We start from the raw sequence: 21,546 nt of genomic DNA, 5'->3' as shown, positions 1-21,546 counted from the left end.
CTCGACACCCTCGGAAGCAAGGATTCAGGCCCTGTATGTCCATGAAGCTCCCCCCGTTCCTCCGCCCACTCGTGGCGCTGGGGTTCCTGGCCCTCGCTTGTGGCCCGGGTGATGAGCCCACGCCTCCGTCGGATTCGGGGACCTCCGCTGATGCGGGCACCCGGAGCGACGCGGGCCCCACCGTGGATGGGGGTATCACCGAGGATGCTGGCTCCGACGCGGGCCCCATCGTCGATGCTGGCGAGCCCGTGGACTCGGACGACGCGGGCACTCCCGTTGATGCCGGATCCGACGTGGACGCTGGCTCCGACGTGGATGCCGGCTCGACGGTCGACGCGGGCACGGACGCCGGCTCGACGGTCGACGCGGGCACGGACGCTGGCTCGACGACGGACGCGGGCACGGACGCCGGCTCGACGGTCGACGCGGGCACGGACGCCGGTTCGACGACGGACGCGGGCACGGACGCCGGTTCGGGCTCCGACGGTGGCTACACGCAGATCCGCCTGATGGCGGCCAACCTCTCCAGCGGCAACGGCCAGAACTACGACCCCGGCCACGGCATCCGGCTGATGCAGGGCGTGAAGCCCGACGTCGTGATGATCCAGGAGTTCAACTACAAGTCGAACTCCGCCGCGGACATCCGGAGCATGGTCGACACCACCTTCGGCCCGGGCTTCTACTACTACCGCGAGGGCGGCGCGCAGATCCCCAACGGCGTCATCAGCCGCTACCCCATCATCGAGTCGGGTGAGTGGGACGACCCCAAGGTCGCCAACCGCGACTTCGCCTGGGCGCGCATCGACATCCCGGGGCCGCGTGACCTCTGGGTGGTCAGCGTGCACCTGCTCACCACCAGCTCCGGCAACCGCTCCGCGGAGGCCACCAGCCTGGTGAGCTACATCAAGTCGAACATCCCGGAGAACGACTACCTGGCCATCGGCGGTGACTTCAACACCGACAGCCGCTCCGAGGCCTGCCTCACCACCTTCAAGCAGGTGGTCGACACGGCCGGCCCGCACCCCGCGGACAAGAACGGCAAGGACGGCACCAACGCGTCCCGCAGCAAGCCCTACGACCACGTGCTGGTGGACAGCGACCTGCGCCCGTTCCAGGTGGCCACCGTCGTCGGCACCAGCACCTTCGCCAACGGCCTGGTGCTCGACAGCCGCGTCTACACGCCCATCTCGGACATCGCCCCGGCGATGAACACCGACAGCGGCGCCGCCAGCATGCAGCACATGGGCGTCGTGAAGACGTTCCTCACGCCCAACTTCTAGTCGGCGTGAACACGGCTCGGGCCGGTCATCGGGGGCTCCCCGGTGTCCGGCCCGTGTCTTTTCAGAAGCTCCACTTGTGCTTGTTCTTCGCGATGAAGCGCCCCACCGGCGGGATGCGCGCGATGAGCGGCGTCAGCACGAACACCGCCGCCAGCCTCAGCGGCTTCACCGCCTGCGAGGCCAGATAGGCCGCGCCCCACGCGCCCGCCTGCGCCCCCGTGCCCTGGGGCTGGAAGCCGGCCCGGATGGCCGCCCAGAAGCCCACGATGACCAGGCCGAAGATGAGGTAGTTCACCGCGATGGCCAGCGGGCCGTAGTCCACCAACAGCGCCTTGAAGCGCGCCATCAGCGAGGGCTTCGTCGCCGGCGGCGCGGTGGTTCCGGGTGGGGCAATGTCGGGAGCGGAGGGTTTCACGTCGGGCTCAACAGGCGCCATGGGCGCACCATGCCCGAAACGCGCGACCTCCGGGAGGGAGGAGGCGAGCGAGCTGGTGGACTCTGGACCGTGTCCGGGTTGTCAGGGCTCCCAGGGGCGCGATAGAGGTCGGGGCACCGCATGAAAGCCTCCCTCCGCCTCCTCCTCGTCGTGGTCCTCGCCGTGCTGGCGGCGGATCAGGTGACCAAGTACCTGGCCGTGTCGCGGCTGACGGAAGCCCTGGATGGCCGCAGCGGCATGTCGCGCGTCGCGGGCTTCCTCAGCGAGCGCAACCTGGACAACGACCCGCCCACGGAGGGCGTGTTCCGCAAGAACACCCGGCCGTACCGCTTCATCGAGGACTACTGGCACTTCCGCTACGTGGAGAACCCGGGCGCGGCGTGGGGCATGTTCTCCAACCTGCCGGACACCGCGCGCAAGGCGTTCTTCCACGTGGTGAGCCTGGCGGCGCTGGCGTTCATCCTGGCGCTGTACCGACGCACGGACGCGTCCCAGCGGCTGGTGCGCGTGGCGCTGGCGCTCATCACCGGCGGCGCGCTGGGCAACTTCGTGGACCGGCTCATCCGGGGCTACGTCATCGACTTCATCGACTGGCACTGGCGCAACCAGCCGGGCATGCGCTGGCCCACGTTCAACGTGGCGGACGCGGCCATCTGCGTGGGCGTGGCGCTGATGCTGCTGGACTCCGTGCGCCGGCCGGCCCCGGTGTCCACTCCGCCGCTCGTCCAGAATCCCTAGCACCCGCGTCCGTGACGCGCCGGGAGGGGGCGGATATAAGCCCTCTTCGTGCCGCGCAAATACGCCATCCTCCTCGCCCTCACCCTGGGCGTCATCGTGCTCGACCAGTGGACGAAGTACCTGGTCGTGCGCGACCTCACCACCCGCTTCGACGGGACCACCACGCTGGGCCAGCGGCTGGGCGCCCTGTACACGCCCGCGGAAGAGGTGGGCCGCAACGGCCTGCACTTCCAGCCCCGCACGCACGTGGAGGTGGTGGAGGACTTCTTCCGCCTCCGCTACGCGGAGAACCCGGGCGCCGCGTGGGGCATGTTCCGCGACCTGCCGCCCAACGTGCGCGGCCCGCTCTTCAACGTCGTGATGCTGGGGGCGGTGGTGCTCATCGTCTTCTACTTCCGGAAGCTGACCGGCACGGACCCCGCGGAGGTGTGGGCGCTGTGGGGCCTGCCGCTGGTGCTGGGCGGCGCGCTGGGCAACTTCATCGACCGCGTGACGCGGGCCTTCGTCATCGATTTCCTGGAGGCCCACTGGTACGACAAGGCCGCCTGGCCGTCGTTCAACGTCGCGGACGCGGCCATCTGCATCGGCGTGGGCATGCTCGTGGTGGACGGCTTCGTGCGCAAGGAGAAGCCCGCCTCCTCGACCGCCAAGGCCTGAGCGTCCCCTCGCCGGGAACGCGCCGCTGAAGTCCGGCCGGGAATGTCGCCTCCGGCCGCTCCGGTTGTCCCCGCCGCTCGTCCGGGCCGCCCCTCCGAGGTCCCCATGCTCCCCGTCCTGTTGCGCCTCACCTTCACCAGCCTGTGGACGCAGCTGCTGCTGTACGCCGTCGCGGTGGGCGTCGTGGCCTCCGTCGCCGTCAACGGCTGGAGGGGCACGCTGGGGCCGGTGGATCCAAAGTCCGGCAAGGAGGCGCCCGCGTCGTCCCAGGACAAGCTCCTGCGCGCGGTGGGGTTCGCGGCGGTGGGCGGCTTGCTCGCGTACTTCGGGCTCAAGTACGCGCTGCCCGCGGACGCGTTCCCCGGTGGCAGGGGCGAGGGCATCCCGCTGCACACCTACGGCGTGCTCCTGGCCACGGGCTTCGTCACCGCGGTGGCGGTGGCGGGCCGGCTGGCGCAGGACGAGTGGCGCCGGGTGACGCACGTGGAGGGCCAGGGCTGGGTGGACACGGAGGGGCCGAAGCGGCGCGAGCAGGTGATGGACATGGCGTTCTGGGTCCTCGTGGGCGGACTCGTGGGCAGCCGCCTGCTGTTCGTGCTGGTGAACTGGCGGGACTACGCGGACGACTGGACGCAGGCCTTCTCCCTGGGCGGCGGGCTGGTGTTCTACGGCGGCCTCATCGGCGCGGGGCTGGCGGCGTTCCTCTTCGCGCGCAGGCACGGGCTGGACTTCCTGCGGCTGGCGGACGTGTGCATCCCCACCGTGTCGCTGGGGCAGTGCCTGGGGCGCCTGGGGTGCTTCTCCGCGGGGTGCTGCTGGGGGGACATGGCGGGGAGCCACTCGGCCACGGGCGTCACCTTCCCGGGCTCCCGGCTGGCCCTGGACCTGTTCGGCCAGCCCGGGGGCGCATCCAGCCTGGCGTATGGCTCGCAGGCGGGGGACAGCCGCTTCGTCGTGGAGGCCACCGGTGAGGTGCTCCACCACGCGGCGCCGGGCGCGGTGCGCATCTCCGACTGGGTGGTCCAGCACGGCACCACCCTGCCGGTGTACCCCACGCAGCTCTTCGAGTCGGTGGGGCAGCTGGTGCTCTTCGTGGCGCTCCTGTACGCGCGCCGCTCCCGTCGCTTCCACGGGCACATCTTCGCCCTCTGGCTGATGGCCTACGCCGTCCTGCGCACCTCGGTGGAGCTGTTCCGGGGCGACCTGGAGCGCGGCACCCTGCACGGCCTGCTGGAGTCGCTGGGCGCCCACGGGCTGGCGGGCGCGGTGCCCCTGGAGGCCTGGTACAACGTGTCCACCAGCCAGTTCATCTCCCTGTGTATGTTTACGTTCGGTGCGGTGCTGCTGGCGCGCCACCGACCGGCGGGTGAGGGGGCTGCCCTGGGGTCCACACCCTCGGCGGCCTGAGGTTGCGAGCCGCGCCCGGGTTGGGGACACTCCGGGGACATGCCGCCGCCCGACAACGCCCGACCCGCCGTCAAAGGCGGGGCCCGGCCCTCCCAGGACGCCAGCTCCTCCAGTGAAGCCGCCCTCCATGAATGCGAGGAGATGGAAGCGGCGATCGCGGAGCTGCGCCACACCTACGAGCAGTACTTCATGGGGATGGAGCGCCAGGCGCCCATCCGCGCGCATGAGGACCTGAAGAAGCGGATGCTGAAGCTCAAGGGGGCCTTCATCCGCAGCACGTCGGTGAAGTTCCGCGTGCAGAGCCTCCACAACAAGTTCCTCACCTACGAGCGGCTGTGGACGCGCACGCTCCAGGAGATCGAGGCCGGCACCTACCGCCGCGACCTGGCCAAGGCCCGCCGCCGCGCCGAGGCGAAGAAGCCCGCGGCCGGGGAGCGCCAGAAGGGCGTGGTGGAGATCCCGGAAGAGATCTCCGACATGGACTTCGAGGAGATCGAGCAGCTCGCCGGGCGCCGGCCCATCAACGAGCCGAAGCTCGCCTCGGAGCTGCTGGGGGTGAAGGACGTGGCGCCGGTGGGCGGAACGCCCTTCCGGGGGACGCCCGCGGTGGCGGCGCAGCCGTCGGGGGCTCCGCCCCGGGGCACGCCCGCCGGGCTGGTGCCGCCCGGCGCCACGCCGAGGTCGGGCACGCCCTCGGTGGCGCCCGTGGGGGGCCTGCCCTCCATCTCGCCCGTGGTCGGCACGCCCCAGAAGGGGACTCCGGCGGTGGGCGCGGCGTCGAAGCTGCCCGCCGTGACACCCGCGGTGGCCGGGGGGACTCCGGCGGCGGGACGTCCCGCGGTGCCTCCTGGCATGGCCGCGAAGGCTCCGGCGGCGGCCCCGGTCGCCGCGCCGCCCCGCCCCGCGGCGGCGGGCCCTGGTGGCGGCATGTCCGACGACAAGCTGCGCGCGGTGTACGACGCCTATGTCACCGCGAAGCGCCGCTGCCAGGAGGACACGTCCAAGATGTCCTACGAGTCGGTGGCGGCCACGCTGCGCAAGCAGGTGCCGGAGCTGCTCAAGCAGCACAACGCGAAGGCCGTGGAGTTCAAGGTCGTCATCAAGGACGGCAAGGCCTCGCTCAAGGCCGTGCCCAAGTAGGGAGGCGCGGATGAACCAGGACCTGGAGGCGCTCAAGGCGCGGGTGGCTCGCCTGTCGGTGATGATCTTCGACATCGACGGCACGCTCACCGACGGCCGCATCTTCTGGGTCCCCCACTCCGGGTGGACGCAGATGTACAGCGTGCGCGACGGGATGGGCATCAAGCGCCTCCAGGAGGCGGGCATCGAGGTGGCCGCCATCTCCGGCGGGGACAGCCTCTCCGCGCAGATGCGCATGCAGTCGCTGGGCTTGCGCCACGTGCACTTCGGCAGCCAGGACAAGGTGGTGCACTTCGAGAAGCTGCTCGGCATCCTCAACGTGTCCGCCGAGCACTGCGGCTACATGGGCGATGAGGTGGTGGACCTGCCGCTGCTCAACGCGGTGGGCTTCTCCGCCACCGTGCCCGAGGCCCCGGACGAGGTGCGCGCGAAGGTGCACTACGTGGCCCAGCGCGCCGCGGGCTTCGGCGCCGCGCGCGAGGTGTGTGAGTTCATCCTGAAGCACCGGGCGCACGCCACGCCCTCGACGTGACGGCTCCTTCCCGTCGCGCGACCGCGAGCGCACCGGGCCTCCCACCACGGGGCTCCGGGTCCTCGTGCATCCTTCATCGTGCGACTCCTCCGGACATGACCCTCCCCATCCGAGGGGTGGGTGCGATGCGGTGAGCGAGGCCCCTTCTGACGCATCGTCAAACCCGCGGGAGAGGAGCGATGCCCGAACGTTCGCTCCTGGAAACGCGCGCATCCCCGCGGCGAGTGCGGGTTGTCGCTCCTGGAGGCCGTTCCTACCTTGCGCTGCCTGACGGCCGGTGGACGGTCCGAGACGCTTGGGAGGCGACGTGGGGATGTGGCGGGTAGGGCTCGGACTGGCAGCGGCCGTGGGGCTCGCCGTGGCCACCGGATGCGGCCAGTCCCCGGAGGACTCCGAAGCGCGCCTCGCGGCCCTGGAGGCCGAGGGCAAGCAGATGGATCAGGCCCTGGACGCGGTCGAGGACCGGCTCATGGGCAGCCAGGGCCGGCTCGCGATGTGGAACGAGCTGGGGAGGCGCCACCAGGAGGTGAGCGTCATCCAGTGCAAGGTGGCCGATGCCCACATCGCCGCCATCCTCAAGCACGAGGACAAGCAGAACCAGAAGGCGCGGACCGTGAAGCAGCGCAACTCCATGGCGTCCGTGGACGCCGCGGTGCTCACCTCTGGCAAGGCGCCCAAGCAGCGCAGCAACTGACCTGGGCGGCCGGCGCGGCGGAGCCGGGTGCTAGCCGGGCATGCGCGTGGCGCGGTCGCGCATGCGCTTCTCCACCGCGATGACGCCCCGGAGGAAGATGCCGGGGGCCAGCCGCCGCAGGCGCCAGAACCAGCGCGCATCCGCCATGGGCAGCACGTGCGGCGCGCCCTGGTCCACCGCCTTGAGCAGCCGCTCGGCGACCCACTCCGGGCCAATCTTCGAATGGTCCACCAGCTTGACGCTCAGGCGGCGCGTGCCCGGGTCGGAGTACGGCGCGGCCGCGGCGGCGATGTTCGTGCGGAAGAACGTGGGGCACGCCACCGTGACGCCCAGCCCCAGCGGCTGCAGCTCCGCGTAGAGCGTCTCCGACAGCGCGACGACCGCGGCCTTGGACGTGTTGTAGGCCGCCAGGTTCGGCGCGTACACGAGCCCCGCGGCGGACGCGATGTTGAGCACGTGCCCCGAGCCCTGCTTGCGCAGCCGGGGGACGAACGCGTGGCAGCCGTGGATGACGCCCCACAGGTTCACGTCCAGCACGCGCTTCCACTCCGCCAGCGGCAGCGTCCCCACCGCGCCGCCGGTCGCGACGCCCGCGTTGTTCACCACCAGGTCCACGCCGCCGAACGCGTCGTCCGTGGCGCGCGCCAACGCCTCCACCGCTTCCGCGTTCGTGACGTCGCACGGGTGCACCCGCGCCTCGCCGCCCAGCGCCGTGACGCGGCGGGCGGTGTCCTCCGCGGCGGCCGCGTTCACGTCCGACACCATCACCCGCGCCTGGCGGGCCGCCAGGGCTTCACAGAGCGCACGGCCAAGGCCACTGCCGGCACCCGTCACCACCGCGCGAGGACGTGAGGGAAGGCTCATGGTTTCAAGACTCCAGGGACGGCGAGGGGAGGGGGCGACGTCGTGACGCGACAGGGCTAGCACGCCGGGCGAAAGGGTGGCCATTCACCCGTGCTCGCTTTTCACGAAGCCCGGGTTTCCGACGGGCGGGCGGGCAGGCGCACGGTTCGTGACCCGGGGGCGGAAGTTGGCTAGAACCCGGGGCGTGCAACGCGTTGGGTTGGCAGCAATGGCGGTCGCGGCGGCCGGGCTCCTCGGGTGCAACAACCTGGAGTCCTGCGGTTCGACGTCAGTGGACATCACCCGGACCGACGGGGGTCTCTACCGTTGCGTGACCTCCGAGGACTGCCCCCGGACCTCGCGTGTCTTCGTCTGCGTGACGGACGTCTCCTCCGAGCGCGAGTGCGTGCGCTGCGACGAGACGCGCTGCGTGCGCCTCATCCCGGAGTCCTGCCAATGACGCGCGGCGCGCCGCGCTGGGCCTGGGTGCTGACGGTGGGGGCGCTCGCCGTCACCGGGTGCCGCGACAAGCCGGTGGACCACATGCAGCGCGCCCGGGACGCCATCTTCGAGAAGCGCCCGGACGAAGCGCTGGTGGAGTACCGCAAGGCGTACGACATGCTGCTGCGCGACGAGTCCGCGGAGGCGCTGGTGATGCGCGCCCGCGCGCTCAAGGGCGCCGCGGACGTGTACTGGCTGGAGCAGCGCAAGGTGAAGGAGGCGGTGTCCGTCTACCGCCAGCTCATCCAGCAGTGCCCGGAGTCCCCGGAGGCGCTGGACGCGCGCATCATCCTGGCGGAGCTGCTGCGGGTGCACTACCGCGACCTGCGCGGCGCCATCGACCAGCTCACCGCGGCCCTGCACCGCAACCCGCCGCAGAGCGCGGAGCTGCAGTACCAGGTGGCCAAGCTCTACTTCGAGCTGGCGGACTATCCGCAGTGCGAGCTGGAGGCGAAGAAGCTGCCCGAGCGCTTCGCCGCCAGCGCCTACGTGGACGACGCGCTGTTCCTCCAAGCGCAGGCCCTGGCCATGGTGGACGGCAAGCGCCAGGAGGCCCTGCGCACGTACGCGGACCTGCGCACGCGCTTCCCGGATTCGGAGCTGGCGCCGTACGCCCTCTTCGAGATGGGCAAGCTGCGCGCGGACGCGGGCGACAACGAGAAGGCCATCGAGACCTGGGTGGAGGCGTTGAAGACGCACCCGGAGCCGGCGCTGGTGCAGGACGCCATCGCGCGGGCTCGCCGCCGGCTGGCGAACCTCACGCCGGAAGGCATTGGTCAGAAGGAAGTGGCGTTCGACCGCAGCAAGCAGGCGCGCACCTCCGTGGAAGCCATGGGCGGCTCCGCCGAGGAAGCGGCCCACGACCGCGGCGACTGAGCGCCCGCCGTCCCTGGCGCATTCGCGTGCGCCCTCCGCTCCCGCGTGCCATGTAACGCTCCGAGCCGGGAGACGGCGGGGCCGTGTCCCTTGCGTGGGAGGCATCACATGAACGTGCTGGTGACAGGGGCCACGGCGGGCATCGGGCAGGCCATCGCGCGCCGCTTCGTGCGGGAGGGCGCGCGCGTCATCGCCGCCGGGCGGCGGGGCGACCGGCTGGAGGCGCTCCGGGCGGAGCTGGGTGAGCGGCTGCTGCCAGTGACGCTGGACGTGACGGACAAGGAGGCCGTGAAGGCCGTGTTCGCTTCGCTGCCCGCGGAGTTCGCGCCGGTGGATGTGCTGGTGAACAACGCGGGGCTGGCGCTGGGGATGGAGCCCGCGCAGGCAGCGCGGCTGGAGGACTGGGACGTGGTGGTGGACACCAACGTGAAGGGCCTCCTGTACTGCACGCGCGAGGCGCTCACGGGCATGGTGGCGCGCGACCGGGGCCACGTCATCAACATCGGCTCCATCGCGGGGGAGTTCCCCTACCCGGGCGGCAACGTGTACGGCGCCACGAAGGCGTTCGTGCATCAGTTCACGCTGAACCTGCGCGCGGACCTGCACGGCACCTCGGTGCGCGTCACCGACATCCAGCCGGGGCTGCTGGGCGGGACGGAGTTCTCCAACGTGCGCTTCCGCGGGGACGACGCGAAGGCCGCCGCGCTCTACGGCAACACCCAGCCGCTCACGCCCGACGACGTCGCGGACACCGTGTACTGGGTGGCCACGCGGCCCGCGCACGTGAACATCAACGTCGTCTCGATGATGCCGGTGGTGCAGGCCTTCGGCCCGCTGCTGGTGAAGCGCCAGGGCTGACGTCCGCGGGCGCGTGCCGCGCGCGCTCAGCCCGGCACGGGCAGCAGCGCTTCCAGCAGCGGCGCGGGCACCGCCGGGTCGTCCGCGTCCGCCACCAGCAGCAGGTGGATGCGTCCGCCCTCCACGCGCGCGTCCACGCCCTCCAGCTTCACGGCGGCGTCCACCGCGTCCAGGTACACCGGCGTGCCGTCCGGCGCGAGCACCCCCACCGCGGAGCCCCGCACCGGCCCATCCGCCACGCGGTCGCGGGACGCCTCCGCCGTGGCGGTGAACACCACGCGCCCGTCCGGCAGCGGCGATGCATCCGTGAAGGACAGCCGGACGCCGTTCGCCTCGCCCAGCTCCCAGCGGCGCACGGTGCGCACCGCCTCCGGCCCCAGCAGGCCCGCGTCCACGCTGCCCAGCACGCGGTCCAGGTCCAGGTCCACCAGCGCGTCCACGCCGCCCTCGCCGTTGCCCCGGTTGAGCAGCCGCAGCCGCTTGCCCGCCACCGCCGCGCCCTCCACGTTGAGCGCCACCAGCTCCCGCTCCAGCTGCACGTAGAGCGCGGCGCAGTCCACCGTGCGCGCCGGCCCCGCGAGCGTCCCGTTCGCGTTCAGGGGCAGCACCGCCGCGCGGCGCCTCGCGGGCGTCGAGCCCGACGGCAGGGCCAGCAGCGCCCCGTGCGCGAAGGACGCGCAGGGCCCCAGCCGGCACAGCGCCTCCAGGTCCGGCTTCGCCGCCTTGCGCGCCGCGTGCGCGTCCGGGAGGTCGCCGGGGAAGAGCCGCACGGTGTGCCCCGGCGCGTCGCCCGTGGCGGGGAACACGGCCAGGTGGAGCGAGTCGTCCGCGACGACGTAGAGCCAGTCCCCCGCGCGCACCAGCCCGCTGGCGGCGGCCACGTGGGCGGGACGGCCAGGGGCTTCGGGCGCCGCGAGGGTGAGCGTGCGCCGACGGGTGGTGGGAATCACGTGGGGCCTCCGGGGCTTCCGGGTGTCAGGCCCCGGAGCGTCGCCGACTACAGCAGGGTGCCGCGAAGGATGAGGCTGGCCGCCGTGAAGTAGATGACGAGTCCGGACACGTCCACCAGCGTGGCCACGAAGGGCGCGGACGCGCTCGCGGGGTCGAAGCCCACGCGCCGCAGGATGAACGGCAGCATGGACCCGGACAGCGTGCCGAACGTCACCACGCCCACCAGTGACGCGCCCACCGTCATGCCAATGAGCAGCGCGTGCTCCCCATAGCTGTGGAACAGGGTCTGCCACACCAGCACGCGCGTGAGGCCCACCGCGCCCAGGACCGCGCCCAGCGCCAGCCCGGTGCCCAGCTCCCGCCGGGCCACGCGCCACCAGTCCTTCAGCCGCATCTCCGACAGCGCCAGGGAGCGGATGATGAGCGTGGTGGCCTGGCTGCCGGAGTTGCCTCCGGAGCTGATGATGAGCGGGATGAAGAGGCTCAAGACCACGGCGCGGGCGATTTCATGCTCGAAGTAGCCCATGGCCGTGGCGGTGAGCATCTCCCCCAGGAAGAGCACCAGCAGCCAGCCGGCGCGCTTCTTGAGCATCGCCAGGAAGCCCACGTCGAAGTAGGGCGCGTCCAGGGCCTCCATGCCGCCGACCTTCTGGATGTCCTCCGTGGCCTCCTCCTGCACCACGTCCACGATGTCGTCCACCGTGACGATGCCCTTCATGTGCCGCGCCTCGTCCACCACCGGCAGGGCCATGAAGCTGTGCTCGGAGAAGGAGCGGCTCACCGCCTCCTGGTCCGTGTTCTCCGCCACCGTGATGACGTCGCGCTGCATGACGTCCGCCACGCGCTTGTCCGGCGCGGCCTGGAAGAGCTGGCGCAGGGACAGCACCCCCTGCAGCCGCTGCTCGGCGTCCAGCACGTAGGCGTAATAGACGGTCTCCACCCGCTCCCGCGCCTGCTTGCGCAGGTAGCCGATGGCCTCGTCGATGCTCATGTCCGGGCGCACGCGGGCGAAGCGCGGGTTCATCAAGCCACCCGCGTCGTCCTCCGCGTACGCCAGCAGGACGTTCACCTCGCGGCGGCTGGCGTCGTCCAGCTGCGACAGGATGGCGTCCACCTGTTCCGCCTCCACCGCCTGGACCAGGTCGGCCAGGTCGTCCGGGGGGAGCAGGCGGACCCAGGTGCGGCGCTCGCCCTGGGGAAGGCTGAGGATGAGTTCGCCCTGTTCGCGCGCCGTGAGGCCCAGGAAGAAGTCGTCCGCCACCGCCGCGGGCAGCAGCCGGAACCCCTCCAGGCGCTCGTCCACGGACAGCACCGCCCAGGCCTCGTGAAGCTCATCGGGGGACAACGCGTTCTGGCTCTGGGGACTCTCCACCATGACGACGGCCTCGGTAAGGGGGGAGGGTGCGCGTCTCGATGCGACGCGCGCGGGCCTCTCTACACCCCTGCCGCGGACACGGCGAGCGGAAGGCGCGAAACATCGCGCTGAATTCGCGTCCGCCTGCCTGGTCTGTCCAACCCTCCCGGCCGCCCCCCGGGCCCGACCCCAGGACCCGGTGCCCGGTCCAGGGGCCTGGCGGCCCCCGCGAGAGGGCGGCCCGCGAGGGGGTCAGGGCTTCTGCTGGATGAGCTCGACCTTGTAGCCGTCGGGGTCTTCCACGAAGGCGATGACGGTGGTGCCGTGTTTCATGGGGCCGGGTTCGCGGACGACCTTGCCGCCGGCCTGGCGGATGGCGTTGGCGGTGGCGTGGATGTCGCTGACGCCCAGGGCGATGTGGCCGTAGGCGGAGCCCAGCTCGTACTTCGCCGTGTCCCAGTTGTGGGTGAGCTCCAGCGCGGGGTGGGTGTCCTCGGGGCCGTAGCCGACGAAGGCGAGCGTGAACCGGCCGTCCGGGTAGTCCTGGCGGCGCAGGAGCGTCATGCCGAGCACGCGGGTATAGAAGTCGAGCGACTTCTCCAGGTCGCCGACACGGAGCATGGTGTGGAGGATGCGCATGGGCTGGCTATAACCGCCGGGGATGGCGGGGTGAAGCCGCGCGTGACGCCTCCCGTCGGGGGGTGACGACCGGGTGACGGACGGCCTCCGGGGGAGGGCGCGGTGCGGGGCCATGCGAGCAGGCGTCCGTTCGAGCGCGAAAAGGCGACACCCGAGGGCCACGCGGGACGGGGACGGGCGTCCGCCGCGTGCTATGGAACACGGCATGAAACACGCTCAAAGCCAGGCCCTCTTCGCCCGTGCGCAGGCGCGCATCCCGGGTGGCGTGAACTCTCCGGTGCGTGCCTTCCGCGGCGTGGGCGGCGACCCCGTCTTCTTCAAGGAAGGCGCCGGCGCGTGGCTCACCGACGTGGACGGCAACCGCTATGTGGACCTGGTGGGCAGCTGGGGCCCGCTCATCCTGGGGCACGCGTATCCGCCCATCATCGACGCCATCCTGGAGTCCGCCCGGCGCGGCACGACCTTCGGCGCGCCCGTCGCGGCGGAGGTGGAGTTCGCGGAGCTCCTCTGCGCCACGATGCCGTCGGTGGAGAAGGTGCGGCTGGTGTCCAGCGGCACGGAGGCCACGGTGGCCGCCATCCGCGTCGCGCGCGGCTTCACCGGCCGCGAACACATCCTCAAGTTCGAAGGCTGCTTCCACGGCGCGGGCGACCCGTTCCTGGTGAAGGCGGGCAGCGGCGTGGAGACGCTGGGCCTGCCGGACTCGCCGGGCGTGCCGGCCGCGCTGGCGTCGCTCACGCTCACCGCGCCCTTCAACGACCTGGAGGCCGTGGAGCGCATCTTCCAGGAGAAGGGCAAGGACATCGCCTGCACCATCATCGAGCCCGTGGTGGGCAACATGGGCGTGCTGGTGCCCCGGCCGGGCTACCTCCAGGGGTTGCAGGCGCTCTGCCAGAAGTACGGCGTGCTCTTCGTGATGGATGAGGTGATGACGGGCTTCCGGCTGGCGCGGGGCGGCGCGCAGGAGCTGTACGGGCTCAAGCCGGACCTGACCACGATGGCGAAGGTGGTGGGCGGCGGCATGCCGCTGGGCGCGTACGGCGGCCGGCGCGACATCATGTCCAAGGTGGCGCCGGAGGGGCCGGTGTACCAGTCCGGCACGCTGTCCGGGAACCCGGTGGCGGTGGCGGCGGGCATGGCGTGCCTGAAGGCGCTGGCGGCGCCGGGCACGTACGCGCGGCTGGAGCAGGTGAGCCTGCTGTTGGAGGAGGGCTTCCTCGCGGAGGCGAAGGCGGCGGGCGTGCCGGTGACGGTGAACCGCGTGGGCAGCATGCTCACGGTGTTCTTCACGTCGGAGCCGGTGTTCGACTACGGGTCCGCGAAGAAGGCGGACACGGCGAAGTTCGGGCGCTTCTTCCACGCGATGCTGAACGAAGGGGTGTACCTGCCGCCCAGCCAGTTCGAGGCGGCGTTCGTGTCGCTGGCCATCGGCGAGCCGGAGGTGGCGCACGTCCTCGCCGCGGCCCGCAAGGCGTTCCGCGCGCTTGGCGACGCCCGTTGAACCGGAGGCCCTGACCGGGCCCGTGCGCTTCGGTCCCTACACCCTCGTGCGCCGCATTGGCGCCGGGGGGATGGGGGAGGTCTTCCTCGCGCGCGAGGAGGGCGTGGGCCGGGCGGTGGTCGTGAAGAAGGTGCTGCCGGGGCTGGTGGACAGCCGGCAGTTCGTGGGCCGCTTCCGCGACGAGGCCCGCGTGGTGGTGCGGCTGGCGCACCCGAACATCGCGCGTGTGTACGCGATGGGGGAGGTGGACGGGCAGCTGTTCCTCGCGATGGAGTACGTGCTGGGCAAGACGCTCAGCCGGCTCGCGTACCGGCTGCGCCAGCGCCAGCGGCTCATGCCCCTGGGCCCGCTGCTGCAGCTGGGCCAGCGGCTGTGCGAGGGGCTGGCGTACGCGCACGACGCGACGGATGAGGAGGGGCACCCGTTGCATCTGGTGCACCGCGACCTGTCCCCCGCGAACGTGTGCGTGAGCTACGCGGGCGAGGTGAAGATCATCGACTTCGGCGCGGCGCAGTCCACGTTGAAGGAGCAGCAGACGGCGCCGCGCGTGGTGATTGGCAATCTCACGTACATGGCGCCGGAGCAGGCCCGCAAGCGCACGGTGGATCGGCGGGCGGACCTGTACGCGGTGGGCGTGGTGTTGTGGGAGTTGTTCTCATGGAAGCCGTTGTCGCAGCGGGGCGACCCGTTGGAGCGCTGGCGGCGCGCGGCCTATCCGCAGTGGGAGCCCGCGGGGCGCTACCGGCCGGACCTGCCGCGCGCGGTGGACGCGTTCCTGGTGCGGGCGCTGGCGTCCGAGCCGAATGACCGCTTCCCCACGGCGACGGCGATGGCGGAGGCGTTGGCGGCGCTGAAGGAGAAGCTGGCGCCGGAAGCGACGGATCAGGACCTGGTGCGGCTGATGTCGGCGGCCTTCCCTCGCGAGAAGGTCGTCGAGCAGCAGACGTTGGATGCCCTGTTGCGGGAACAACCCGAGCGCGCGAGCACGCAGCAGGAGTTCCCGTCGGTGGACCTGCCGCCCACGGCGGACCTGCTCCGGGCGCAGGAGGACATCGAAACGGAGGCGCTGGACGCGGCGAAGTTGCGACGGGCCGCGAATGTCTCCGCGGGCCAGGAGACGGAGGCGCTGGACGCGGCGCAGGTGGAGCAGGCGCTGCGGGCCGCGCGGCTGGACGCGGGGGCGGGCCTCTCCGCGGGCCAGGAGACGGAGGCGCTGGACGCGGCGCAGGTGGAGCAGGCGCTGCGGGCCGCGCGGCTGGGGGCGGGCCTCTCCGCGGGTCAGGAGACAGAGGCGCTGGACTCGGCGCAGGTGGAGCAGGCGCTGCGCGCCGCCGCGGCCTTGAAAGCGGCGAGCACGGAGGGGGCCGTGGCGCGGCGGCCGTGGGTGGTGGTGGCGGATGAGGGCGGTCTCCGCCGGGCGCCTCCGGTGCGGCTGCACAACCAGGAGGTCACGAAGGACGCCTGGGTGCCGGGCGTGGGCACGGCGGAGCCCACCGCGCCGGGACAGCCACCCCTGAGTGGATGGGGCACGAGTGCTGGCGTCGTGGAGCCCACCGCGCCAGGACAGCCATCACAGCGTGGACAGGGCACGAGCGCTGGCGTCGTGGAGCCCACCGCGCCAGGACAGTCCCTATTGAGTGGACGGAGCACGAGCGCTGGCGTCGTGGAGTCCACCGCGCCAGGACAGCCGCCACCGAGTGGGTGGGCCACGGGCACGGGCGCCGCGGAGTCCACCGCGCCAGGACAGCCACCACCGAACGGGTGGGCCCCGGGCACGGGCGCCGCGGAGTCCACCGCGCCAGGACAGCCGCCACCGAGTGGGTGGGCCACGGGCACGGGCGCCGTGGAGTCCACCGCGCCAGGACAGCCACCACCGAACGGGTGGAGCACGGGCCCCGGCATCGCGGAGCCCACCGCGCCAGGACAACCACGACCGAGTGGGTGGGCCCCGGGCCCTGGCATCGCGGAGCCCACCGCATCCGTGACGCCACCCCCTGCCGATGGGACTCCAGGCGCGGGCGGAGAAGCCGCCACCGCGTACGAACGCTCCATGCCCCACCGCGCGGAATGGACGCTGGGGTCGGGGTCGGACGACGCCACCCCACGAGAGGCTTCCACGCCGACGGAACCCTCTCGGGGCCCGGGCTCCGAGGACCCCACCGACCCGGGTGAAGGCGCTCGCGAGGGTGCGGATTCCAGCCCGGACAGGCAGGCTGCGGTTGGCCAACCGCGTCACATCGATTGGAATCCGAGCCCGGACGCGGAAGACTCCGCTTCACACCTTCGAGCGTCTCACCGTGAGGGGCCGCCCCTGGCCCCGGAGGACTCACCGATGCAGAACCGCCCCTCGCGCCCGGGCTGGACTCCCGGCGCAGGCAGTGAGGACTCCACGACGAACGAGCGGCCCTCGCGCAAGAGCGGAGCAGGCTCCGCCGGCTGGACGCCGGGCTCCGGCGAGGACGACGCCACCGAAGGCGCCGCTCCCCTGGCCCGCCACCCGGACACGGACGACGAAGAGGAGAGCACCGACGTCGAAAAGCCGGGACGCTCCAAGGCGAACCCGCCTCCCGCGCAGCGCGCCCCCGCGCCGACAGCGCGCCCCAATACCTCCGTGGGCGCGGCCCCGCAGGCACGCTCCGGCGCCGAAGCCTCTCCCGCGCGCCCCAACACCTCCGTGGGCGCCGCCCCCCAGGCGCGCCCCGCCGCTCCATCGCGTCCCGCCGGCGGGGATGACCCCCAGTCCCGTCCCGCCACGTCCGTCGGGGCCGCCCCCCAGGCGCGCCCCGCCGCCCCGCCGCCCACCGAGTCCTTCCCGGACGCCACCCGGCCCATGTCCAAGGAGGAGCTGCCCGTGCCCTGGACGCCCTCCGGCGCGGGCGAAGCCACCGAGGCGCTGGAGGCCGCGAAGATCTTCGGCGCCTTGTCCCAGACGACGGGCAACATGCCGGCCTACTTGGCGGAGAAGGCCGCACCCTACGTCCCGCCCAAGGAAATCCCTCGCAGGCAGGCGCCCGTCGTCGACGAACGGCCCCACGAAACCCGCCCGATGCAGGTGCGGACCAAGACGCGCGAAACGCTCGTGGGCTACGACATGGACATCTCCGCGGCCCTCAAGGAAGCGGAGCTGAAGCGCCGCGAGGCCGAGCTGGCGGCGCAGAAGCGCGACAACAAGAAGAAGAAGCCCGCGAAGTCCTCCGGCCCCGGGATGCCGCGCCTGTGGCCCATCCCGCCCCAGTACCGCTTCTGGGCCATGCTCGCGGTGGTGGCCCTGGCGGTCGGCCTGGGCTTCGGGCTGGTGTGGCTCTCCCTGGGCCTGGGGGGCGCCGACTGAGCCGCCTGCGTCAGTCCCTCGCCAGCAGCCGGTGCGCGGGCCTTGGCCCGTGAAGCCGCCGCCGGAGTCCTCCACCGGGTCGTCCGGCTGACGCGCGGGCTCGCGTCCCGCCGCGCGCCCTCCGTGTCCGGCTCATCCGCCCGTCAGGGCCAGGGGTGGGGTGGGCCCCAACTGGAGGAACAGCCGGGCGATGGTGCCCCCCTTCTCCGGTATCTCCAGCGACAGCTGGCCCTGATGCGAGTCGATGATGCGCTTCACCACGGCGAGCCCCAGCCCGGTGCCCTGGGCCTTGGTCGTGAAGAAGGGCTCGAAGACGCGCATGCGCAGCTCCTGCGGGATGCCTGGCCCGGTGTCGCAGATCTCCACCTGCACGCCGGCCCGCTCCACCCATGCCTTCCGCGCCACCACCCGCAGCGTGCCGCCATGGGGCATGGCCTGCACCGCGTTGAGCGCCAGGTTGAGGAAGGCCTGGCGCATGAGCCGCTCATCCACCGTCACCGACGGCAGGTCCTCTTCCATCAGCCACTCCACCAGGATGGGCGGAGGCTGGCCGCCGTCCACGTTGGAGAGCGCGCCGCCCACCGCCTCCTCCAGGAGCTGCGTCAGCACCGCGGGATACAGGTGCAGCGACGGAGGCCGAGCGAAGGTGAGCAGGTCCGCGACGATGCGGTTGAGCCGGTCCGCCTCCTCCCCCACGATGTCCACCAGCGGCGTCGCCGGACTCTCCGGACCGATGATGCGGCGGATGGTGGCCACCGAATTGAAGATGGCGCCCAGCGGGTTGCGCACCTCGTGGGCCACCACCGCGGACAGCTCGCCCAGCGCGGCCAGCCGCTCGCGGTGGACCAGCTGCTCCTGCGTGCGCTTCAGCTCCGCGTTGCGCTTCTTCAGGTCCTCCACCAGCCGGGCGCCCTCTAGCGCCAGCGACAACTGGTTGGCGATGGCGTCCGCCCGCTCCAGCTCCGGGGGCGTGAAGCGGCGCGGCCGGCGCGTCTCCACCATCACCGCCACGCCCACCATCTGCGCGTGCACCGCGAGCGGCAGCACCATGTACGCCACGCCGTCCGTGGCCCGGCGCAGCTCGTCGTTCATCCGCACATCCACGCGCGCGTCCTCCACCCGGAGCGGCTGGCGCGTGCGGAACACCTCGCCCGCGAGCGAGTTCGGTGACAGGTCCAGCGGCAGGTGGCGCCCCACCAGCTCCGGGTGTCCCCCCGTCGCCGCGCGGATGGCCAGCCGGGCGCCCTGCTCATCCGGCAGCAGCACGTACGCGTCCGGGACATCCACGATGCGCGCCAGGCTGGTGACGCCCGTGGCCAGCAGCCGGTCCAGCTCCAGCGTGGCCGCCAGCGCCTTGCCCACCTCGTGCATCAGCGCCAGGTCCTCCGCCCGGCCGCGCACCTCGTCCAGCAGCCGGTGGGACTCAATGGCCGCCGCGAAGTGCGTGCCCATGGCCTGGAGCGTCTCCACCTCCAGCGCGGTGAGCCGCCGCCGCGCGTGGAACAGCACGCTCAACGTCCCCACCCCACGCGAGCGCACCCGGAGCGGCACCGACACCAGCGTCTGGAACGCCAGCGCCCGCAGCGCGTCACGCGTGGGCGCGGGGCAGGCCTCCGCGTCCAGCACCTGCACCGCGTCCACCAACCCGCCCGGCCGGGGGAGCGACCCCAGGCGCGCGCGGCGCACGCGCGCCACCGCGTCCTCGGACAGGCCCCGAGCGTAGACCAGCTCCAGGGACTCGCCCGTCTCGTGCCGCGAGTCCGCGGGCAGCAGCAGGCACACCGCGTCGCAGCCCAGCAGCCCGGAGATCTCCTCCGTGCCGGAGCCGAAGAAGGCGCGCGGGTGCGGCGCGGAGGCGGCCTGGGACGCCAGCCGCCCCAGCGCGGTGAGCGCCGTCGCGCGTACGCTCAGCCGCTGGATGGTGCGCGCCGCGTCCAGCGCGGACGACACCTGGTGGCCAAACAGCCGCACCGCGGCCACGTCCTCCTCGCTCAGCCAGTCCGCCGCCAGCACCAGCATGGCCAGGGGCGCGTTCTCCACGTCGATGCGCACCCCCACCGCGTGCTGCGTCTCCGCGCGCCGGAACACCGCCAGCACGGAGTCCATGCGCGCTTCCGACACGAACCGGGACGCCTCCGCGCCCAGGTCCTCCACCCACGCATCCCCGTCGCGCCAGGTGCGCACCAGCGCCGGCGCCCAGCCGCCCGGCGCCTCCGCCCGCACGCGGCCCCCCAGGGATGGCGCGTGCGGCACCAGCCTCGGGGACAGCCCCGCCACCGACAGCTCCACCCCCACGCCGCGAGGCGTCAGCCACGCGAAGCCCAGCTCCAGCGACTCCAGCCCCCGGAACACCTCCTCGCGCACCGCGTCCTCGGAGTGCAGCGTCCGCACCGCGCTCCCCAGCTCCGCCAGCCGCCGCAACACCGTGCGGCGCCTGACCCGGGACGTCACATCCCGCGCTTGCACCACCCAATCCCTTGCATGGGAATGCACTGTCAATTCCACGCGGACTCCGCCGCTCCCGGCGCGGATCCACGCTTCGTACGTGCCCGCCACCGGCGTCGTCCCCAGCCGCCGCGCCATCCGGTCCGCCGGGTCCTCCTGGGGCCCGGGGTCCCAGAGGAGCGCCGTCACCGGCTGCCCCACCAGCTGCTCGCGTGGCACGCCCACCAGGCGCGACAGCGCCGCGTTCGCGTACACGAGCAGGCCGTCCCGAAGCACGAACACGCCCAGGGGCATGTCGTCGAAGAGGCGGTACCCCGCCCCGGGCTCTTCGGGAACCGTCCCCACCCGACGGTTCATGCGCTCTGTGCTTCTCACCCGCGTCACGTTGGCACCCTTGGGGGCCTCCGGTGAAGCCACCCCCGTCACCCAATCGCCCACCAGCGCACAACACGCCCCCACCGCGTCACGCCAACGCGCCGTTTCAAACCTTGCACGTCATGAATCACTTTCATCCACCCAACCCAGGGTGTGGCTTGGTTGACATTGAGAATGGAAACATCTAGAACCATGAATTTATAACAACGCGACTTGCGCTGGACTCCCAGGCCTGACCGGGAGTGACCAGTGTTCGCGTCACCCAGGGGAATGTCTTGAGCCTGCCCCGTGCGACTTCCGGCGTCATCGTCCAGCAGCAGGACGGAGCCTTCTTCCTTCTGGACACCGAAGGGGGAGAGGTCTTCCGGGTGAACGAGACCGCCGCGCGCATCTTCGAGCTGTGCCAGAGCGGCACGTCGCTCGACGGGGCCGTGGCGTCGCTGGCCCGGAGCGCGGGCGCGGTGGGCCAGGACGCGGACATCCGCGAGGACGTCCAGCGCACCGTGGAGCAGTTCCTGGAACTGGGGTTGTGCGAAGCCGCGCAGTCCGTCTGATCGCCTTTCGAAGTCGCCGCCCTCCGCTGTCCGCCGCGAGGATCCCCCTTCCGCGGCCTTGATGCCTCATTCATTCGAAGAGCCGCCCCGTGAGAGGGGTTGGGCCGCGCCATGCCCTGGCTCCAGGTGTCGTGGGTGTCTTGAGCTCAAGACACCTACCGACCTGGTCGTGAAACACGTGTTTCACGGCCGGATGAAGCACGTCTGGGTGTGCCAGGGAATGTCAGACCCCCGGGTCACACTCCGCCGCGCTTCACCGCAGTGCAGTCCCACGCAGCACTCATCCAAGGAGAAACACCATGTACGTCCAGGCCCAGATCGTCCGCGTCGCGGCGTCGTCCGACAAGTGCACCTGCTCCAACGGCATGACCGTCTTCACGACGAACGCGGAGTAGTCCTCCCCAACAGGTCGTTCCACCACACCCAACCCAAGG

The 21,546-nt window shown here is 72.0% G+C and carries 18 protein-coding genes; 12 read left to right on the top strand and 6 right to left on the bottom strand.

From position 1 onward, the window contains the following. The first annotated feature begins 35 nt into the window (after positions 1–35). On the top strand, positions 36–1,280 hold the full coding sequence (locus FOF48_RS27290; RefSeq protein WP_143906166.1) for an endonuclease/exonuclease/phosphatase family protein: 1,245 nt from the start codon (positions 36–38) through the stop codon (positions 1,278–1,280). A 61-nt stretch (positions 1,281–1,341) separates the two neighbouring features. Here the strand turns inward: FOF48_RS27290 and FOF48_RS27285 are convergent, their stop codons facing one another. Then, complete coding sequence (locus FOF48_RS27285; RefSeq protein WP_143906164.1) at positions 1,342–1,695, bottom strand: hypothetical protein; 354 nt, start codon at positions 1,693–1,695, stop codon at positions 1,342–1,344. Positions 1,696–1,836: 141 nt separating this feature from the next. On the opposite strand from FOF48_RS27285, the gene lspA (FOF48_RS27280) reads away from it, so the two are divergent. From lspA (FOF48_RS27280) to FOF48_RS27255, 6 genes are all read left to right on the top strand, one after another. Next, positions 1,837–2,454: a signal peptidase II gene (gene lspA / locus FOF48_RS27280; protein ID WP_143906162.1), complete on the top strand. Its 618-nt coding sequence runs from the start codon at positions 1,837–1,839 to the stop codon at positions 2,452–2,454. Positions 2,455–2,502: 48 nt separating this feature from the next. Next, positions 2,503–3,111 carry a signal peptidase II gene (gene lspA, locus FOF48_RS27275; RefSeq protein ID WP_143906160.1) on the top strand — a complete coding sequence of 203 codons (609 nt, stop codon included), beginning with the start codon at positions 2,503–2,505 and terminating at the stop codon, positions 3,109–3,111. Between the two features lie 105 nt (positions 3,112–3,216). After that, the gene (locus FOF48_RS27270) at positions 3,217–4,518 is read left to right on the top strand and encodes a prolipoprotein diacylglyceryl transferase (protein ID WP_143906158.1); all 1,302 of its coding nucleotides are present in this window, start codon (positions 3,217–3,219) and stop codon (positions 4,516–4,518) included. Between the two features lie 39 nt (positions 4,519–4,557). Next, the gene (locus FOF48_RS27265) at positions 4,558–5,658 is read left to right on the top strand and encodes an MXAN_5187 C-terminal domain-containing protein (protein ID WP_143906156.1); all 1,101 of its coding nucleotides are present in this window, start codon (positions 4,558–4,560) and stop codon (positions 5,656–5,658) included. Between the two features lie 10 nt (positions 5,659–5,668). After that, positions 5,669–6,190 carry an HAD family hydrolase gene (locus FOF48_RS27260; protein ID WP_143906154.1) on the top strand — a complete coding sequence of 174 codons (522 nt, stop codon included), beginning with the start codon at positions 5,669–5,671 and terminating at the stop codon, positions 6,188–6,190. A 358-nt stretch (positions 6,191–6,548) separates the two neighbouring features. Further along, the gene (locus tag FOF48_RS27255) at positions 6,549–6,884 is read left to right on the top strand and encodes a hypothetical protein (protein ID WP_328700857.1); all 336 of its coding nucleotides are present in this window, start codon (positions 6,549–6,551) and stop codon (positions 6,882–6,884) included. A gap of 30 nt (positions 6,885–6,914) precedes the next feature. Here the strand turns inward: FOF48_RS27255 and FOF48_RS27250 are convergent, their stop codons facing one another. Next, positions 6,915–7,748, bottom strand: a complete 834-nt coding sequence (locus tag FOF48_RS27250) for an SDR family NAD(P)-dependent oxidoreductase (RefSeq protein WP_143906152.1) — start codon at positions 7,746–7,748, stop codon at positions 6,915–6,917. Between the two features lie 435 nt (positions 7,749–8,183). Between FOF48_RS27250 and FOF48_RS27240 the strand changes: the two genes are divergently transcribed. Next, a complete protein-coding gene (locus FOF48_RS27240) occupies positions 8,184–9,104 on the top strand; it encodes a tetratricopeptide repeat protein (RefSeq protein WP_143906148.1) in 921 nt (306 codons plus the stop codon). A 108-nt stretch (positions 9,105–9,212) separates the two neighbouring features. Then, positions 9,213–9,962 carry an SDR family NAD(P)-dependent oxidoreductase gene (locus FOF48_RS27235; RefSeq protein WP_143906146.1) on the top strand — a complete coding sequence of 250 codons (750 nt, stop codon included), beginning with the start codon at positions 9,213–9,215 and terminating at the stop codon, positions 9,960–9,962. Positions 9,963–9,988: 26 nt separating this feature from the next. Here FOF48_RS27235 and FOF48_RS27230 read toward each other — a convergent pair whose 3' ends face one another. From FOF48_RS27230 to gloA, 3 genes are all read right to left on the bottom strand, one after another. Next, complete coding sequence (locus FOF48_RS27230) at positions 9,989–10,912, bottom strand: hypothetical protein (protein WP_143906145.1); 924 nt, start codon at positions 10,910–10,912, stop codon at positions 9,989–9,991. A gap of 47 nt (positions 10,913–10,959) precedes the next feature. Beyond that, complete coding sequence (mgtE, locus tag FOF48_RS27225; protein WP_143906144.1) at positions 10,960–12,288, bottom strand: magnesium transporter; 1,329 nt, start codon at positions 12,286–12,288, stop codon at positions 10,960–10,962. Positions 12,289–12,519: 231 nt separating this feature from the next. Beyond that, the gene (gloA, locus tag FOF48_RS27220) at positions 12,520–12,906 is read right to left on the bottom strand and encodes a lactoylglutathione lyase (protein ID WP_143906143.1); all 387 of its coding nucleotides are present in this window, start codon (positions 12,904–12,906) and stop codon (positions 12,520–12,522) included. 205 nt (positions 12,907–13,111) lie between these two features. Between gloA and hemL the strand changes: the two genes are divergently transcribed. Next, complete coding sequence (gene hemL / locus FOF48_RS27215) at positions 13,112–14,407, top strand: glutamate-1-semialdehyde 2,1-aminomutase (protein WP_143906142.1); 1,296 nt, start codon at positions 13,112–13,114, stop codon at positions 14,405–14,407. Beyond that, entirely contained in the window at positions 14,391–17,738 is a 3,348-nt protein-coding gene (locus tag FOF48_RS37595) for a serine/threonine-protein kinase (RefSeq protein WP_304503241.1), read from the top strand. The genes hemL and FOF48_RS37595 overlap by 17 nt, the downstream gene beginning before the upstream one ends. Positions 17,739–17,870: 132 nt before the next feature. Here the strand turns inward: FOF48_RS37595 and FOF48_RS27205 are convergent, their stop codons facing one another. Beyond that, the gene (locus FOF48_RS27205) at positions 17,871–20,540 is read right to left on the bottom strand and encodes an ATP-binding protein (protein ID WP_255442737.1); all 2,670 of its coding nucleotides are present in this window, start codon (positions 20,538–20,540) and stop codon (positions 17,871–17,873) included. A 293-nt stretch (positions 20,541–20,833) separates the two neighbouring features. Here FOF48_RS27205 and FOF48_RS27200 point away from each other — a divergent pair, with 293 nt between their 5' ends. Beyond that, on the top strand, positions 20,834–21,112 hold the full coding sequence (locus tag FOF48_RS27200) for a PqqD family protein (protein WP_161664883.1): 279 nt from the start codon (positions 20,834–20,836) through the stop codon (positions 21,110–21,112). The last annotated feature ends 434 nt before the right edge of the window (positions 21,113–21,546 follow it).

The organism is Corallococcus sp. Z5C101001 (genome assembly GCF_007352635.1).
GTDB classification, from domain to species: domain Bacteria; phylum Myxococcota; class Myxococcia; order Myxococcales; family Myxococcaceae; genus Corallococcus; species Corallococcus silvisoli.
This window is presented reverse-complemented; position numbering and strand designations above follow the sequence as displayed.

What these genes read in the sequence shown, in the direction of transcription:
- FOF48_RS27235 (WP_143906146.1), top strand. Translation starts at nt 9,213, where the DNA reads ATGAACGTGCTGGTGACAGGGGCCACGGCGGGCATCGGGCAGGCCATC.
- FOF48_RS27240 (WP_143906148.1), top strand. Translation starts at nt 8,184, where the DNA reads ATGACGCGCGGCGCGCCGCGCTGGGCCTGGGTGCTGACGGTGGGGGCG.
- mgtE (WP_143906144.1), bottom strand. Translation starts at nt 12,288, where the DNA reads ATGGTGGAGAGTCCCCAGAGCCAGAACGCGTTGTCCCCCGATGAGCTT.
- FOF48_RS27205 (WP_255442737.1), bottom strand. Translation starts at nt 20,540, where the DNA reads ATGAACCGTCGGGTGGGGACGGTTCCCGAAGAGCCCGGGGCGGGGTAC.
- FOF48_RS27250 (WP_143906152.1), bottom strand. Translation starts at nt 7,748, where the DNA reads ATGAGCCTTCCCTCACGTCCTCGCGCGGTGGTGACGGGTGCCGGCAGT.
- FOF48_RS27265 (WP_143906156.1), top strand. Translation starts at nt 4,558, where the DNA reads ATGCCGCCGCCCGACAACGCCCGACCCGCCGTCAAAGGCGGGGCCCGG.
- gloA (WP_143906143.1), bottom strand. Translation starts at nt 12,906, where the DNA reads ATGCGCATCCTCCACACCATGCTCCGTGTCGGCGACCTGGAGAAGTCG.
- hemL (WP_143906142.1), top strand. Translation starts at nt 13,112, where the DNA reads ATGAAACACGCTCAAAGCCAGGCCCTCTTCGCCCGTGCGCAGGCGCGC.
- FOF48_RS27290 (WP_143906166.1), top strand. Translation starts at nt 36, where the DNA reads ATGTCCATGAAGCTCCCCCCGTTCCTCCGCCCACTCGTGGCGCTGGGG.
- FOF48_RS27260 (WP_143906154.1), top strand. Translation starts at nt 5,669, where the DNA reads ATGAACCAGGACCTGGAGGCGCTCAAGGCGCGGGTGGCTCGCCTGTCG.
- lspA (WP_143906162.1), top strand. Translation starts at nt 1,837, where the DNA reads ATGAAAGCCTCCCTCCGCCTCCTCCTCGTCGTGGTCCTCGCCGTGCTG.
- FOF48_RS27270 (WP_143906158.1), top strand. Translation starts at nt 3,217, where the DNA reads ATGCTCCCCGTCCTGTTGCGCCTCACCTTCACCAGCCTGTGGACGCAG.